The following is a 15,708-nucleotide window of genomic DNA, read 5'->3' on the forward strand; positions in this document are numbered from 1 at the left end:
TCTGTTCCTTAGTTCTTTGCATAAATATGACTCGCTTCAAAAGAGAAACAGCGAATTCGCGCTGTGACTCCTGTTTTCTCCTTAATTAACAAATCAACCTGATGCATAAATTCATTCAACACGGACGCCGTGCGGAAAACTTCCTGCCTGAGCTTGGCTTCGAAGTAGACCGGCGTGCCAAAACCTATCTCTGCGGTGAGGTAGCTGATGTGAATATTATTTTCTCCCGCTTTCAGTATCTCTTTGGCGAGATGGGCTAAAGTAATTGAAAACTCTGCAAAAGAATCTGCATCCAGCCGATGGCTTGCAGACGTATAGAGCGTAATGCTGGGCATCTTATATCTACTCCCTCAGATTGATATTTAAGACGTTGGGTTATTTTATGCTGCTCTGACAGTGGCTAATCTTATGCTTTTAATGACATCCGGATTAACCACCGAGCCCGTATCAGGTGCCCCCTGGCGGAGTTGGTCAATCAACTCGATGCCACGCGTTACTTTCCCAAAAGCCGTATAATTTTGGTCTAAATAGCCTGCTCTGGCGGAGGTGATGAAAAACTGATGGCTGGCACTGTGTGGATGTCGTGATCGGGCCATGCCGAGGGTACCGCGCTCGAAAGGCAGGCTATTAAATTCTGCGGCCAGCGCCGGTAATCGCCTGTAATCCAGACGAGTCTCTTTTATCGGATCACCCGTTTGTGCCATAAAACCTTCTATGACCCGGCTAAACGGCATGCCATCGTAAAATTTGACCTGCACCAGCGATTTTATGCGTTCAACATGTCCTGGTGCCAAATCGGGAAATAAACTGATTGTCACTGTTCCACTCGCCAGTTCCATCTCGAGGAGATCACCCTGACTCATTAATCCTTTAAATACGGCAGGAAGCATTGCCGCCCCTGCGCACAGGCCCAGGCTTCCGCCAATAAACAACCGACGATTCATATGATTTACTCCGATCGCGCATCAGACTTTTTATCGTCTGCCATGCCAGATTTGCCCATTAACAGCGCGCATGCACCCCTTTTATCGGCGGCTTTCTGCTGCGGATTTTTAATGTGTATTCTTTTTCTCAATGAACGAGATGATTTCATCAGTGAGCGCCGCGGGTTGCTCAAAATTCGGTAAATGGGCAGCGCCGGGTAGGGTATGCAATTCTGCATTTCGCTTTGTTGCCAGACGTTGCGCGTAGTCCGGGGGCGTAAGTTGATCCTCACTCCCCCTCACGACCACAGCCCTTACCCCCGGAATATTCATATCGGTCAGATCGGTATCGGCGATGGCATAAGAGCAACCCGCGAAGGCTTCAACCGTTGTCCGGCGCAGCATTTGCTTCATGCCGTCTGCGTAGGGTGAGTCGATAAATTTCGGTGTCACCCATTTGCTCAAAATCCCCATCTCGAGATGTTCAATACCGTGGTGGAATACATCTTCAGCCCGGGCGCGCCAGAGCGACGGCGGAGCGGCATTCACCAGTGCAGTATCAATAATAATCATTCCCTGCACTCGTTTGGGGATCTTGAAGCCAATCCATTGCGCTATTGTTCCGCCGATTGAAACCCCGGCGACGTAAAACTCGTTGATTTGAAGATGATCCAGCGCTGCCACGACATCATCGGCTAAATCTGACATTGAAAATGGCAGAGCGTCGACTGCGCTTAATCCATGGCCGCGGATGTCCAGACGAACAACGCGATAACGTTCAGTCAAACGCGGCATTTGTAAATCCCAAAGGTGCAAATCCGTCCCCAGAGAATGGAGAAGAACCAGAGTAGTCGCATTTTCTGGCCCCTGCACATCGACGTGCTGAGTTAATTTAAGTGGCCGAATAAACATTTAACACTCCATATTCTTATTTTTGCCTCTATCTCGTCGACTTCATATTTCGTACTCTATGAACCGACAACCCTGGTTGCATATGAAACCGATAAATTCCGCCAAACCATTGACATAAAGTGTCTATATCTGAAACATCTGAAATTATCTTATTCAGTTTCATGGAGAGAAGCATTCTTACTTTTGATATTCATTCTTGCCGGCGTTACTATTATTAGAACAATTCCAAACATCTCTCTAGCGAATAATTTCGATATGGCTATCGAATTTATTGATGCGGGGTAGATCCTTAATAGATGAGCTCACAACTATTTAACGACTTTAGCTGCTAAATAGCTATTCCTAATATCGCTACACTTTTGCCGGCCCCTGACTACCGCATCGCCATGGTTTGATTGGGTGGTCATTCCGGCGGTTTTGACGGCAGGTTTTTCTAACCTGGCTTAACTATCTGTCAGTTACTGGCAAAGATGCCCCTATCAGGGACCAAATTAAAAAATCCCGCTCAGGGATCACCGAGCGGGATTTTTGCTTTGGCGTCATTGAATCGCCTACCCTCCTCCGCCAAAAAACGGCCCGAAGCGAATCGCCACGGATGAGGCAAACACCTCGAAGCTCCTTAGGAAGGCTTAAAAGAGCGGCACCGGTTAGCGATAAACCAGCCCCCCGTCGGTCAAAATCGACTGACCGGTGATATAGGCGGCATCGTCGCTGGAAAGAAAAGCGACAAGTGCCGCGACGTCGGCCGGAGTCTGTGCGCGCCCCAAGGCAATGCCATCGACGTATTTCTTATAGGTTTCGCCTTTCGGGGCACCGGTAATCTCCGAGAAACGCTGGTCTATTTCCACCCACATATCGGTGCCGACCACCCCAGGGCAATAGGCGTTGACGGTAATGTTGTCGCTGGCGTATTCCTTTGCCGCAACCTGGGTCAATGCGCGTACGGCGAATTTGGTGGCGGAGTACACGCCCAACAGTGCAAAGCCCTCATGGCCGGCGATGGAACAAGCATTGATGATCTTGCCATTTTTGTTGAGTTGTTTAAATTTCGCCGCGGCAGCCTGGATCCCCCAGGTCACCCCCCCGATATTGATGTTCAGGATCTTCTCAAGATCTTCCGGCACGACGTCTGCGATGGGTTTTACCTGCGAAATACCGGCGTTATTAATCATCACATCCAAGGTGCCCAGCGTACTCACAACGTGCTCGATGGCCGCATACACCTCCTCGCGCTTGCTGATATCGGCAACGTAGGTTGTCGCTTTTACCCCGAAAGACTCCACCTCTTGCCTGACTGCACCAAGCTGATCTGCGGATAAATCCAACAGCGCAAGGTTTACCCCCTCTTGTGCCAGGCGCAGTGCGATGCCCCGGCCAATGCCACGCGCTGCGCCAGTGATAATGGCTACCTTTCCGTTCAAACCTGTCGACATGATTATTCCTGTTTCGTTTTGTACTACGGCTAATGGAGAGTTTTTTGTTTGTTTCCGCTACCGAAAACGCAATCGGATCAGGCTGCTATCGCGTCCCGCATTGTCCTATTGATGCAGCGGTCGGCCCGCGGCCGCGAGGATCGATTCATGCATGGCTTCAGAAAGCGTCGGATGCGCAAAGATGACCGACAGCAGGCTCTCGTCCGTGGCCTCCAGATGACGGGCGATACCGAAGCCCTGGATCTGTTCGGTCACCTGCGGACCAACCATGTGCGCCCCCAACAGCTCGCCGGTTTCGGCATCGAAAATCGTCTTGACGAAGCCCTCCGCCTCGCCGCCGGCCAGCGCCTTGCCATTGCCCTGATAGGCGAACTTGCCGATCTTGATCGGCCGCCCACCAGCACGCGCCGCCGCCTCGGTCAGGCCCAGGCTGGCAACCTGCGGCCGGGCATAGGTGCAGCCGGGCACATAGCTACGGTCAAGCTTGTGCACGCCTTCGACACCGGCCAGCGTTTCGACGCAGATCGTCCCTTCGTGGCTGGCCTTGTGCGCCAGGCACGGCGGGCCGGCCACGTCGCCGATAGCGTAAAGGCCGAAGACGTTGGTGCGGCAAGCGTCATCCGTTTTGATAAAACCGCGTTCCAGCTCGACGCCCAGCACCTCCAACCCGAGGCCTTCGACATTGGGCTGGACGCCGGCCGCCAACAGCACATGTTCGACCTCCAGCACCAGTTCGGCACTGGCGTTTTTCAACGTGTAACGCCCTCCCGCATCCGTGAGCTGCACCTGCGTTACCTGCGTCTGGGTATGCACGCGAATACCGCGCCGCTCGAACGATTTGCGTACCGTCGCCGACACCTCGGCGTCCTCTATCGGCAGTATCTGTGCGGCCAGTTCCACCAGCGTCACTTCGCTGCCGAGATCGTTGTAGAGGCTGGCGAACTCGACGCCGATGGCGCCGGAGCCGATGATCAACAAGGATTTCGGCAATTTTTTGGGTTGCAGCGCCTCGAAGTAGGTCCAGATCCGCTCGCCATCCGGCGCGATCCCCGGCAACGCACGCGGGCGCGCACCGGTAGCCAGGATCACATGGTCGGCCCGGTAGTCGCGCTCGTCCCCCTTGGCATCGATCACCGTCACCTGCCCCTTGCCGCACAGGCGGGCGGTGCCGTCGAACACCGTTACGCCATGCTTCTTCAACAGGTACTCGACCCCGCCGGTCAACTGTTGCGACACCGAGCGGCTAAACTGCACCAGTTTCTGCAGATCGAAACTCACCTCGCCGACACTGAAACCCAGTTGGTCGGCATGAGCGATACTGTGCGCCACCTCAGCGCCGTGCAGCAGCGCCTTGGTTGGGATGCACCCCCAGTTCAGACAGATGCCCCCCAGATGCTGTTTTTCCACCAGTGCGGTACGCAGCCCGAGCTGGCCGGCGCGGATGGCGGCCACATAGCCTCCCGGCCCGCCGCCGATCACCAGTACATCGTATTTGTCGTGCATAGCTCGCCTCCTAGACAAACATCAGGGTCGGTGTTTCAACCAGTCGCTTGAGTTCCTGGAGAAAAGCCGCGCCCAGCGCTCCATCGATGACCCGGTGGTCGCAAGACAGCGACACCGTCAGTTGATGACGCGCTACGATCTGCCCGTCGCGGGCCACCGCCCGCAGCTCGCCGGCGCCGATCGCGAGGATCGCGCCCTGGGGCGGGTTAATGATGGCGTCGAACTGGCGGACACCGAGCATGCCCAGGTTTGACAGGCTAAAAGTGCCGCCCTGGAACTCTTCGGGCCTGAGCGTGCCGGCCTTTGCCCGGGTTACCAGAGAATGAATTTCGTGCGAGATCTCGCTGACCGATTTACGGTTGGCGGCGCGCACTATGGGGGTAATCAGCCCGGCGGGCAGCGCAACGGCCACCGAGATGTCGGCATCGGCAAAGCGGCGGATGCTCTGGCTGGCCTCGTCGAACTGTACGTTGACATCCGGCACCGCCACCAGCGCCTGGGCGCAGGCCTTAACCAGCAGGTCGTTAACCGAAATCTTGACGCCGGGCGCACCGAGATTGATTTCCTTGCGCAACGCCAACAGGCGCTCCAGGTCAAGATCGCCGACCAGGCGGAAGTGCGGTGAATGTTGCTTGGAAGCCTGCAAACGGGTGGCGATCGCCCTGCGCATGCCCGACATGGGCAAGTTCTCAAAGGTTGCCGATGCCGCCTCCTGCGCAATACCGGCCTGCGGCACCCCGTCGAGCAACAGAGCCGCCGCCTGCACATCCTCGCGGCTGACCCGCCCGCGTGAACCGCTGCTGCGACAGTCGTGCAGGTTGATCCCCAGTTTGCCGGCCAGACGGCGCGCCAGTGGAGTTGCCGATACCTGACTGTCTTCGGCGTGCGAGCGTGGCGCCTTGCCTGAACGCGATGGCAGAGTCGGCGATGCGATGCGGCCCCCTGCGGCAAGGATAGCGCTCTCGAGATCGGCCACGGAGATACGTGCTCCACGTCCGCTACCGCGCACCTTGTTCAAGTCGACACCCAGCCTGGCAGCCAGGCGCAGCGCGTGGGGCGTGGCATTGACCTGTGCCGCATCGGTGCTTCCCTGCAGGCCGATCGGCACCTCGGTCTGCCCACTGGCGGCCACCGGTTTGGTGGATGGGGCCGGTGCAGTGGAAAGTGCCTTGCCGACCGTCGGGGCCGCCACAGCGGGCGCGGAGGACGGCGCAACAGGCGCGGCCGGTTCCGCCGTAGCCAGGCTGGCCGTGAAGGCGTCCAGTTCGGCATCGCTGATCGACGCCTCAGCCACCAGCGCCAGCGCCGCCCCCACCTTTAGGGTATCGCCCTGCCGGGCCAACACCCGCCGCAGGGTTCCGGCGAAGGGCGCCTCAAGCACGTTGATGATTTTGCTGGTCTCGATCTCGCAGATTTCCTGCCCTTTGGTAAAGCTGTCGCCCTCCCGGATAGACCACTGCGCAAGCTGGCCTTCTTCCATCGAAAGGCCCCACTTGGGCATTTCAAGCGTCTTGATATCACTCATGGCTCAATCCTCCAGCACTTGGCGGACGGCGGCCTCGATCCGCTCGACGCTGGGGATCCAGAGCTTTTCGAGGGCGGGAGAGAACGGCACCGGGGTGTGTGGCGGTGTCACCAGCGCAATCGGCGCTTTGAGGAAACGGAATGCCTGGGAAGCGATCAATGCCGCGACATCATGGGCAAAACCGAAACGCGCCGCCGACTCGTCGACGATCACCACGCGGCCAGTGGACGCCACCGACTCCAGAATGCCTTCCTCGTCCAGCGGTGAAATCGTCCGCGGATCGACCACCTCCACCGAGATGCCCTCTTTGGCCAGTTTGTCGGCCACCTGGTTGGCTTTATGCACCATCGCCGACAGCGCGATGATGGTGACGTCCTCCCCTTCGCGGGTGTAGTTGGCCACGCCCAGCGGAATGGTATAAATGCCTTCCGGCACCTCGCCCTTGAGGTCGTAAAGCATTTTATGTTCGCAAAACACCACCGGATCGTCGTCGCGGATCGACTGGATCAGCAGGCCCTTGACGTCATAAGGGGTAGACGGCACCACCACCTTGAGGCCCGGCGTGGTGGCGAAGATATTATAAGGCGACTGCGAATGCTGGGCCGCCGCAGAGAAGCCGGCGCCGATCATGCCACGCATCACCAACGGCGCCTTGGCCTTGCCGCCGAACATGTAGCGGAACTTGGCGGCCTGGTTATACAGCGAATCGTGGCAGACGCCGAAAAAGTCCATGAACATCAGCTCGGCCACCGGCCGCAGACCGGTCGCCGCAGCGCCGGCAGCCATACCGATGATCGCCGACTCGGTAATTGGCGTGTCGATCACGCGGTCGGAGCCGAACTGCGTCCACAACCCTTTGGTCACACCTAGCACGCCGCCAAAGGCCTCTATCCTCGCCTCCTCCGGCGCATTGCCGCCATGGCCGCCGCGCAAGTCTTCGCCGATCAGCACCACGCGCTCGTCACGCTCCATTTCCTGGGCCAGCGCTTCCTTGACCGCTTCACGATAGGTTTTTATAGCCATTGTCATCACCCTCAATAGGAAACGTAGACGTCGGTCAGCAGATCTTCCGGGGCCGGATAGGCGGCCGCGCGGGCTTTGGTTACGGCATCCTCGACCAGCGCTTCAACTTCCGCGTCGATCGCCGCCAGCTCCTCTTGGGTGATCTGTTTTTTGACCTTGTCGGTAAAGATCTTCAGCGGATCGTGCTGTTCACGCAGGCGTTGGACCTCACCCTCAGCGCGGTACAACGCCGGATCGCCCTCGAAGTGGCCGTGCCAGCGGAAGGCCTTGGCCTCAATCACGCTGGGGCCGCCCCCCTCGCGAGCGCGCCTGACCGCCTCTGCGGTGGCTTCGTAGACGGCAAAGAAATCGGTGCCGTCGACCGTCACCGCCGGGAGGCCGAAACCGGCCGCGCGCCTGGCGATATCGCGGCCGCCGACGGCGTAGTCATGACCGGTTCCTTCGCCATAGCCGTTGTTCTCGAAAATGAAGACGGCCGGCAATTGCAGCACCACGGCCATGTTCATGGCTTCAAATACCAGGCCCTGGTTGGACCCGCCATCGCCGGTGAAAGACACGCCGACCTTGCCGGTTTTCAGGGTCTTGGCCGTCAGCGCAGCGCCAATGGCCAACGGCGGGGCTCCGCCAACGATGGCGTTCGCACCCAGCATGCCTTTCGACAGATCGGCAATATGCATAGAGCCGCCCTTGCCGCGGCACAAACCGCTGTCCTTACCGAAAATCTCGGCCATCATGCCGTGAATATCACAGCCTTTGGCAATGCAGTGGCCATGCCCACGGTGCGTAGAGCCAATGAAATCGGCGTCGGTCAAATTTTCGCAGACCCCCACCGCAATGGCCTCCTCACCGGTATAAAGGTGAATGAAGCCCGGAATGTCACCGCTGGTGTTTTCCTGATGCAGGCGCTCCTCGAAGGTCCTGATCTCGCGCATTTTGCGGTAAGCCTGCAGCAAAGCCTGTTTGCTCAGCGTCATCTGATTCTCCTCAATAAGGGTCGGACAGGCGGGGCTATTTGACAGGGTGAACACACCCTAACCACACCGATACAAAAAATGTACGGGTGTTTCGGGAAGCTGCGAAGCCACCCTAATGGGGGGGTAAGTGGGGGTTTTCATGCTCAAGGTCAAAGTTTCTGAATTTTGTTTATCTATCCAGAACGACGGCTCCGTTTCATCCCGGGCTCTGACGTACAATTGAAAAAACAAAATACGGGCAGGCAACCACGGATGAAGCAATCGGATTTTGCAGGTTCCCAATCTACCTCGTTGATCTCGGGGCCTTTGCGGCTGACGAGAGGCTTGCCGCTTATCCTGACCAAATTCGTCCCGCCGCGATCCTCTATCCTGTTGCTGCAACGCCCGCGCCTGCTCAAGCGCCTTGATCAAGTGCGTCTGCGGCGTCTGGCCGTCGTCTGTGCGGGCGCGGGATTCGGCAAAACCACGCTGCTGGCGCAATGGCACCGGCAGTTGGTCGACCAGGGTGAACGCGTTGCCTGGCTCAGCCTCGATGAAGATGACGATGACGTCTGGCAGTTCATCCCTTATCTGCTGCATGCTTTGCGGCCGCTCTATGCCGACTGGGACGCCGATTTTTGGCAAAACATGGAAGAGCAAGCGCCATCGAGTTCCCAGCAGTTGCTGGCTGGGCTGATTAACCAATTGCACCATTGCCCGCACGACCTGTATCTGATCCTCGACGACTTGCACATGATCAATGACGCCGGCGTACATGAAGCCCTGAGCTATCTGCTCAGGCATGCGCCTGCGGCACTGCATCTGATCGTCGGCAGCCGGTTCCATCCGAGTCTGTCGCTGTGCCGGCTGCAGGCCCAGGATCAGTTGGTGGAAATCTATGATCAGGATCTGCAATTCACGCTGGAAGAAACCCGGAACTATTTCAGCCAAACGGTCGCCGTGCCGCTCAGCAATCAGGATGCCCTTCGGCTGCTGTCCGCGACGGAGGGCTGGATCGCGGGCATGAAGATCGCCTCATTGTCCCCCGAATTGCGTGAAGACCCTGGGCACCTGATCCACAATCTGCGCGGGGGGACGCGATCCATCGCCCGTTACCTGAAAGAAGTGGTGCTTGATCCGCTGCCGGCGGAAGTGCTCGACTTCCTGATGCAAACGGCGTTCCTCAATCGTTTGAATGCAGGACTGTGCAACGCCGTCACCGGGCGTGACGACAGCGAAGCGATGCTGGAATGGATTGAGCGGCACAACCTGTTCCTGTCGGCCCTTGACGAGCAAGGCTATTGGTTCCGCTATCATCCCCTCTTGCAGGAAACCTTGGGCGTGACATTGCGCCATCGCGCCGATATCAACCTTAAACAGTTGCACGAGCGCGCCAGTCATTGGTTCGTCGAACAGCTGTTGTGGGCTGAGGCGGTACGCCATGCGCTGGCCGCCGGCAAGCCGGTTCATAGCCCCGGCCAGGATGGCGCGAGCGCGCAATCTCTGGCTGAAGAGGGCGATATAGATACTCTGGTCTCCTGGATGCGTCACTTGCCGGCGAGCGTCGATCCGTCACGCATTGACCTTCAAATCAATCTGGCCTGGGCGCTGGCGCACTATTTCCGCTTCGATGAGTCGCGACAATTGCTCGACAACCTCGACCAAATGGTGGCGGACCACCGTGACGGCATGGCCCGCAGCGCCTGGATCAAGCTGCGGGTGGTGCGCGCCATCTGCGAAGCCTTTGCCGAAAACATCCCCGAGAGCCTGGCGATTGTCGAGCCTCTGCTGGCCGAAGTACCGTGCGGCGATACCTGGGTCGATGGCCTGATATGCAATATTCTCAGCTACTGCCACGTGGTTAACCAGCGCTATAGCGAGGCCCTGGCGGTCCAACGCCATATGCCCAGCCCGGACAGCCCGTTGGACAATCTGTTCGTCTCGGTGTACCGCGCTTTTATCATCGCCCAGTGCCATCTTTGCCAGGGCGATTTGGAGAACGCTGGGCTGTATGCCGGCAATGCGTTGCGCCAGGCCGAGCGTTATACCGGCCCCCAGTCGACCAGCGGAGCGACGCTCGCGCCGCTACTGGCGGAAATCGCTTACGAGCGCAGGAGCCTTGACTCGCTCGATCATCTGCTGGCGGACAGGCTCGAGCTCATCGACCGTTTCAGCCCGCCCGACGCGTTGAGCCGTTGCTATACCTGCCTTGCGCGTCAGGCCTTGCATGACGGCATGCCGCATGAGGCGGAACGGCTGCTGGAACATGCACAGCAACTGGCGGTGTCTCGCGGGTGGCGACGGTTGCAGGCTCTGTTGTTGGCCGAGCAAGTGAGAGTGCGTCTGCAACGAGCGGATCGCCCCGGTGCCGAGCAACTGCAGCGGCAACTGGAACAGCTGGCGCGCCATGCCGGGATTGATGCCGAACACCCTTGCCAACGTGCGATCGCTCAGCATGCGGCACTCAGCCGCAGTCGCCTGCTGCTGGCCTCCGGCCAGGCGCCGCAAGCCTGCAAACTGCTGGCCGAACTGGTTACCGCACAGGAAAACCGACGCGACTGGCTCACCGCCGCGCGCCTGCGTGCGCTCTGGTCATTAGCCTTGTGGAAGGCCGGTAAAAACGCGGCTGCCTGCACTACGCTGCAACCGGTTCTGCAACTGGCTGAACACCCGCACCTCATGCGAAGCTTTCTTGATGCCGGCGACAGCTTGCAGCCTTTGCTTATCCATATGCGGGAAGACCTTGCCGCCTGCAACGAGCAAGGTGCGCAGCTTCGCCTGGTAGATAAGGCCGTGCAGACCGGTGAACAGCCGCGTCAGAGCAACAATGACGTTTATTGGGGTCTCAGTGAGCGCGAACTTCAGGTATTACGCCTGATAGCCGAAGGCCAGACGAACAAAGAAATCGCTCGTTCCCTGGTTATTTCTGCACAGACCGTGAAATGGCACCTCAAGAACGCTTATGCCAAGCTCAGCGTCAACAGCCGTACCCAAGCCATGAACCGTGCACTGGAAATGAAGTTGCTGGATTAACCGGGCGTTAAAGAACTCCCCTGAGCCAGACTCCTTCATGACGACGATAATCAACGAGAAGGAAAAGCCCTGCATTCAGGGCTTTTATGCCTACCGCATGGGCTTAACGGAACGGTGAGCCGAGAGGAACTTCCGCATCCGGCTGATGCGTTATTCTGTTGCGCAGGTCACGCCGAACAAGTTCGATCGCCCAGAACCAGAATGCATGCCCCACTATTTCTGAAACATACTCCTCGGCAGGCAGCATGGATAAAGGCGGCGTCAGACCCAGCAATGGGAAACTGATGCCGTGAACGAACACCGTGGCAATTAAGCCGGCGAGCACGCCCTGCCAGAGTTTTACTTTCGGGAAGACTTCGGCAACCACGCAGTAACCGATGGCAAACACCAACGAGAAAATAATGTGCGTCACCATAACCGGATTGATCACATGCTCCGAAAAGGTGTAAACCGTTGCCGTGGGATCTATGCCCAAATAATCTCTCAGGAAAAGATACGGTGGATTAAATTCCGCGCGTCCATCCAGAATGGTCCTTGGCGGAAGCGGAACTTCTGCGCCCCACTTAACGAAGGCAGACAACAGCCCGGCGATAACGCCGACAAAAAGCGCGACGCCATAACGGCGTCTTTCCCGCGGAGTTTGCACCAAAAAATCCCTAATTTTCATATCTATCCCCTAAAAATCATTAGTGTTTATCGTTCAGCAATCAGGTTATATCCTCATCAAAGTGTGATATTGATCACGATCACTTTTTGTTACCTTTGGTCGTATATTTTCAGCAGAAAGGAAACGGGTTTAGAAAAATCGGTACCGGGGACCTGAGCGTTTTTACGCTTTTTGGCCGCCATACGCCTTTCTGGCAATGCCTATCAATGCAGATAAACTCAATCGTCCGTAACTATCGCAGAATTCAACCATTCCTATTTTATCTCTTGCCAACCACTGTCTAAGCTTACTACTGAGTTTCCTTCTACCCGCCGTTGGCTCAGGTGACGAAACCCAATAACGATCAGATTGACTCAGGGGTTCCCCCCATTAGCGCAACATCCGACACAAGCAGAGAGCGCATCATGACAACTGAAAGCAAATGCCCATTTTCGGGTGGCAGTAACAAGACCCTTCCCCAGCGTGGCAATTCGAACCAGGACTGGTGGCCAAACCAACTTAGTCTGGAGCACCTGCACCAACACTCCTCCCTGTCCGACCCGATGGACAAAGATTTCAACTACGCCGACGCCTTCAACAGCCTGGATCTGGCGGCGGTCAAACAAGATTTGCATGCCCTGATGACCGACTCGCAGGAATGGTGGCCGGCGGACTTCGGTCACTACGGCGGCCTGTTCATTCGCATGGCCTGGCACAGCGCCGGCACCTACCGCATCGGCGACGGCCGCGGCGGCGCGGGCTCCGGCCAGCAGCGTTTTGCCCCGCTCAACAGCTGGCCAGACAACGTGAGCCTCGACAAGGCCCGTCGTCTGCTGTGGCCTATCAAGCAGAAGTACGGCCGCAAGATTTCCTGGGCCGACCTGTTGATCCTGACCGGCAATGTGGCGCTGGAATCGATGGGCTTCAAAACCTTTGGTTATGCGGGCGGCCGCGCCGACGTTTGGGAGCCGGACGACGTTTACTGGGGGGCGGAAAAGATCTGGCTGGAAACGAGTGGCGGCGAGAACAGCCGTTATTCAGGTGACCGTGATCTCGAGAACCCTTTGGCGGCAGTGCAAATGGGCCTGATCTACGTGAACCCGGAAGGCCCGGACGGTAATCCCGACCCGATCGCCGCAGCACGCGACATCCGCGAGACCTTCGCCAGAATGGCGATGAATGACGAAGAAACCGTCGCGCTGATCGCCGGCGGCCATACCTTCGGCAAAACCCACGGTGCAGGCCCCGCTTCGCACATCGGTCCCGATCCGGAAAGCGCAGGTTTGGAGCAGCAGGGCCTCGGTTGGCAAAGTACCTTCGGCACCGGCAAAGGGAAAGACGCAATCACCAGTGGCCTTGAGGTCACCTGGACCACCACCCCGACCCGGTGGAACCACGACTTCTTCCGGCACCTGTTCGAATACGAATGGGAGCTGTCGCAAAGCCCGGCCGGTGCGCACCAGTGGGTGGCCAAGGACGTCGGCGAGACCATTCCCGACGCCTTCGATCCGGCGAAGAAACATCGCCCGACCATGCTGACCACCGACCTGTCGCTGCGCTTCGATCCGGCGTACGAACAAATTTCGCGCCGCTTCTTCCAGAACCCGGATGAGTTCGCCGACGCCTTCGCCCGCGCCTGGTTCAAACTGACCCACCGCGATATGGGCCCACGCGCACGCTATCTCGGCCCGGAAGTCCCGGCGGAGGAGCTGATTTGGCAGGATCCGGTTCCGGCGATTAATCATAAGCTGATTAATCAGCAGGATATTGACGATCTCAAAGGCAAAATCCTGGCCGCCGGCCTGCCGATTTCACAGCTGGTTTCCACCGCCTGGGCATCGGCCTCCACCTTCCGCGGTTCCGACAAACGCGGCGGCGCCAACGGTGCCCGCATCCGTCTGGCACCGCAGAAAGACTGGGCGGTGAATCAGCCCGCTCAACTGGCGCAAACGCTGGCCACGCTGGAAGGTATTCAGCAGGCCTTCAACGATGCGCAGAGCGACGGCAAACAGGTCTCGCTGGCAGATTTGATCGTGTTGGCAGGCTGTGCGGGCGTTGAGCAGGCGGCGAGCAATGCCGGCCACCCGGTTACCGTTCCTTTCACGCCGGGGCGAATGGATGCTTCGCAAGAGCAAACCGATATCGAGTCTTTCGCGGCCATGGAGCCGGTGGGCGACGGTTTCCGCAACTACCTTGATACCCGCTACCGCATTTCCCCCGAGGCATTATTGGTGGACAAGGCGCAGTTGCTCACCCTGAGCGCGCCGGAAATGTCGGTGCTGCTGGGCGGGTTGCGGGTGTTGAACGCCAACGTCGGCCAAAGCCGGCACGGGGTATTGACCCAGCGGCCAGAAACGCTCACCAACGACTTCTTCGTTAACCTGCTGGATATGGGCACAACCTGGAAAAAGGCGGATGAGGACGGCGTGTTTGAAGGCCAGGATCGCCAGACCGGTGCGCTGAAATGGACGGCAACCCGCGCCGATCTGATCTTCGGCTCGCACGCGCAACTGCGCGCGCTGGCGGAAGTTTATGGCAGTGCGGATGCCCAGGAGAGTTTTGTTCGGGACTTTGTCGCCGCCTGGAACAAGGTCATGAACCTCGATCGCTTCGATATCGCTTAAGCATCGTTTAAAGATCGTTAAAACAGCCCGCTTGAGGCCACTCAGGCGGGTTTTTTGTATCTATCTCCCGCACTTGTCAGTCCCGGCCAGGCAACGTTCGGCATACTCCGGCGGGTTTATCGTGGCCGGATGAAATCAGTACAAATGCGGATCTCAGCCAGCCTCGCGTATCCGCTTGATATCGCGTAAAGGAGGCGCACCAAACAGGCGGGTATATTCACGGCTGAACTGCGAGGCGCTCTCATACCCGACCCGCACCGCCGCGCTGCCGGCATCCAGCCCTTCATTCATCATCACCTGCCGAGCCTCCTGCAAACGCAGGCTCTTCAAATATTGCAGGGGGCTCATGCCGGTCAGAGCGCGGAAGTGCTGCCTGAATGTCGATGGACTCATGCAGGCTTTGGCGGCCAAGGCTTCCATCGACAAGTCCTGCGCAAAATTGACTTTGAGCCACGACAACACCCGGGCGATTTGCTGGCTTGGCGATCCCTGCGCGACCAAATTCCGTAATGTCGGCCCATGCTGCCCGTTCAGTAACCGGATCGTGATTTCCTGCAAGATCAGCGGATAAATCGATGGCATCAACGTCGGCTCACCCAACAACGCAACCAGCCGGCTCACCGCCTCAAGTAAACCATCGTCCAGTTCAACCACCGAAACGGCCCTGCCGCCGGACGCTTTCGCTCCGGCAACGAAATCCGGGTCCGTCGCCAGCTGTGAGATAAGCCGGGCATCCAGTTCCAGGCGCACCCCCAGGTAGGGCTCGGCGACGCTGGCCTGGGTGACATAAGACACCACCGGCAGATCAACCGAGGTAATCAGCGACTGTCCAGGCCCGTAGTCGAAGATCTCATTGCCAAGCGTGACCCGCTTTCCGCCCTGGACGGTTAGCCCCACCCCCAGTCCGTAGATACAGGGCATCGGCGCCGTGACGGCATTTCTGCGGTAAATCATCAGTGCAGGTATGGCGGTAGGGTAATCGCCATCGGCAGCGGCAATATCTGCCACCAGACTGGCCAGCGCCGCGTTGTTCGCTCTGGTGTGGGTCAGCATTGGGTTCGTTCTCGTAATAAGCAGGGTCAGCAAAAAGTCTATCATCTCGCCGCCCTCTTATTGCAGATATCAATGCCAAT

General features: G+C 58.0%; 12 protein-coding genes. 2 read left to right on the top strand and 10 right to left on the bottom strand.

The features are described 5' to 3' along the window. Window positions 1–8: 8 nt before the first annotated feature. The 8 genes from D4100_RS11070 to D4100_RS11105 form a co-directional block, all read right to left on the bottom strand. Window positions 9–335 carry a hypothetical protein gene (locus D4100_RS11070; protein WP_006319818.1) on the bottom strand — a complete coding sequence of 109 codons (327 nt, stop codon included), beginning with the start codon at window positions 333–335 and terminating at the stop codon, window positions 9–11. 45 nt (window positions 336–380) lie between these two features. After that, on the bottom strand, window positions 381–944 hold the full coding sequence (locus D4100_RS11075) for a peptidylprolyl isomerase (RefSeq protein ID WP_119804366.1): 564 nt from the start codon (window positions 942–944) through the stop codon (window positions 381–383). Window positions 945–1,052: 108 nt separating this feature from the next. Continuing rightward, on the bottom strand, window positions 1,053–1,835 hold the full coding sequence (locus D4100_RS11080) for an alpha/beta fold hydrolase (RefSeq protein WP_006319820.1): 783 nt from the start codon (window positions 1,833–1,835) through the stop codon (window positions 1,053–1,055). Window positions 1,836–2,482: 647 nt separating this feature from the next. Next, window positions 2,483–3,268: an acetoin reductase gene (locus tag D4100_RS11085; RefSeq protein ID WP_006319821.1), complete on the bottom strand. Its 786-nt coding sequence runs from the start codon at window positions 3,266–3,268 to the stop codon at window positions 2,483–2,485. A gap of 105 nt (window positions 3,269–3,373) precedes the next feature. Continuing rightward, window positions 3,374–4,771, bottom strand: a complete 1,398-nt coding sequence (gene lpdA, locus D4100_RS11090; RefSeq protein ID WP_119804367.1) for a dihydrolipoyl dehydrogenase — start codon at window positions 4,769–4,771, stop codon at window positions 3,374–3,376. Window positions 4,772–4,781: 10 nt separating this feature from the next. Further along, on the bottom strand, window positions 4,782–6,296 hold the full coding sequence (locus D4100_RS11095; RefSeq protein WP_119804368.1) for a 2-oxo acid dehydrogenase subunit E2: 1,515 nt from the start codon (window positions 6,294–6,296) through the stop codon (window positions 4,782–4,784). Between the two features lie 3 nt (window positions 6,297–6,299). Next, window positions 6,300–7,319, bottom strand: a complete 1,020-nt coding sequence (locus D4100_RS11100) for an alpha-ketoacid dehydrogenase subunit beta (RefSeq protein WP_119804369.1) — start codon at window positions 7,317–7,319, stop codon at window positions 6,300–6,302. Between the two features lie 11 nt (window positions 7,320–7,330). Further along, window positions 7,331–8,293: a thiamine pyrophosphate-dependent dehydrogenase E1 component subunit alpha gene (locus D4100_RS11105; RefSeq protein ID WP_006319825.1), complete on the bottom strand. Its 963-nt coding sequence runs from the start codon at window positions 8,291–8,293 to the stop codon at window positions 7,331–7,333. Between the two features lie 252 nt (window positions 8,294–8,545). On the opposite strand from D4100_RS11105, the gene D4100_RS11110 reads away from it, so the two are divergent. Further along, a complete protein-coding gene (locus D4100_RS11110) occupies window positions 8,546–11,305 on the top strand; it encodes a winged helix-turn-helix domain-containing protein (protein ID WP_119804370.1) in 2,760 nt (919 codons plus the stop codon). 103 nt (window positions 11,306–11,408) lie between these two features. Here the strand turns inward: D4100_RS11110 and D4100_RS11115 are convergent, their stop codons facing one another. Next, on the bottom strand, window positions 11,409–11,972 hold the full coding sequence (locus D4100_RS11115) for a YagU family protein (protein WP_006319827.1): 564 nt from the start codon (window positions 11,970–11,972) through the stop codon (window positions 11,409–11,411). A gap of 404 nt (window positions 11,973–12,376) precedes the next feature. Here D4100_RS11115 and katG point away from each other — a divergent pair, with 404 nt between their 5' ends. Further along, window positions 12,377–14,575 (top strand): catalase/peroxidase HPI, encoded by a 2,199-nt coding sequence (gene katG, locus D4100_RS11120; protein WP_119804371.1) that lies wholly within the window; start codon window positions 12,377–12,379, stop codon window positions 14,573–14,575. 153 nt (window positions 14,576–14,728) lie between these two features. On the opposite strand, the gene D4100_RS11125 is transcribed toward katG, so the two are convergent. Beyond that, window positions 14,729–15,628, bottom strand: coding sequence for an AraC family transcriptional regulator (locus tag D4100_RS11125; protein WP_119804372.1), 900 nt, complete (start codon window positions 15,626–15,628; stop codon window positions 14,729–14,731). Between the last annotated feature and the right edge of the window lie 80 nt (window positions 15,629–15,708).

The organism is Serratia inhibens (assembly GCF_003591175.1).
Taxonomy (GTDB): domain Bacteria; phylum Pseudomonadota; class Gammaproteobacteria; order Enterobacterales; family Enterobacteriaceae; genus Serratia; species Serratia inhibens.

What these genes read in the sequence shown, in the direction of transcription:
- D4100_RS11070 (WP_006319818.1), bottom strand. Translation starts at nt 335, where the DNA reads ATGCCCAGCATTACGCTCTATACGTCTGCAAGCCATCGGCTGGATGCA.
- D4100_RS11075 (WP_119804366.1), bottom strand. Translation starts at nt 944, where the DNA reads ATGAATCGTCGGTTGTTTATTGGCGGAAGCCTGGGCCTGTGCGCAGGG.
- D4100_RS11080 (WP_006319820.1), bottom strand. Translation starts at nt 1,835, where the DNA reads ATGTTTATTCGGCCACTTAAATTAACTCAGCACGTCGATGTGCAGGGG.
- D4100_RS11085 (WP_006319821.1), bottom strand. Translation starts at nt 3,268, where the DNA reads ATGTCGACAGGTTTGAACGGAAAGGTAGCCATTATCACTGGCGCAGCG.
- lpdA (WP_119804367.1), bottom strand. Translation starts at nt 4,771, where the DNA reads ATGCACGACAAATACGATGTACTGGTGATCGGCGGCGGGCCGGGAGGC.
- D4100_RS11095 (WP_119804368.1), bottom strand. Translation starts at nt 6,296, where the DNA reads ATGAGTGATATCAAGACGCTTGAAATGCCCAAGTGGGGCCTTTCGATG.
- D4100_RS11100 (WP_119804369.1), bottom strand. Translation starts at nt 7,319, where the DNA reads ATGGCTATAAAAACCTATCGTGAAGCGGTCAAGGAAGCGCTGGCCCAG.
- D4100_RS11105 (WP_006319825.1), bottom strand. Translation starts at nt 8,293, where the DNA reads ATGACGCTGAGCAAACAGGCTTTGCTGCAGGCTTACCGCAAAATGCGC.
- D4100_RS11110 (WP_119804370.1), top strand. Translation starts at nt 8,546, where the DNA reads ATGAAGCAATCGGATTTTGCAGGTTCCCAATCTACCTCGTTGATCTCG.
- D4100_RS11115 (WP_006319827.1), bottom strand. Translation starts at nt 11,972, where the DNA reads ATGAAAATTAGGGATTTTTTGGTGCAAACTCCGCGGGAAAGACGCCGT.
- katG (WP_119804371.1), top strand. Translation starts at nt 12,377, where the DNA reads ATGACAACTGAAAGCAAATGCCCATTTTCGGGTGGCAGTAACAAGACC.
- D4100_RS11125 (WP_119804372.1), bottom strand. Translation starts at nt 15,628, where the DNA reads ATGCTGACCCACACCAGAGCGAACAACGCGGCGCTGGCCAGTCTGGTG.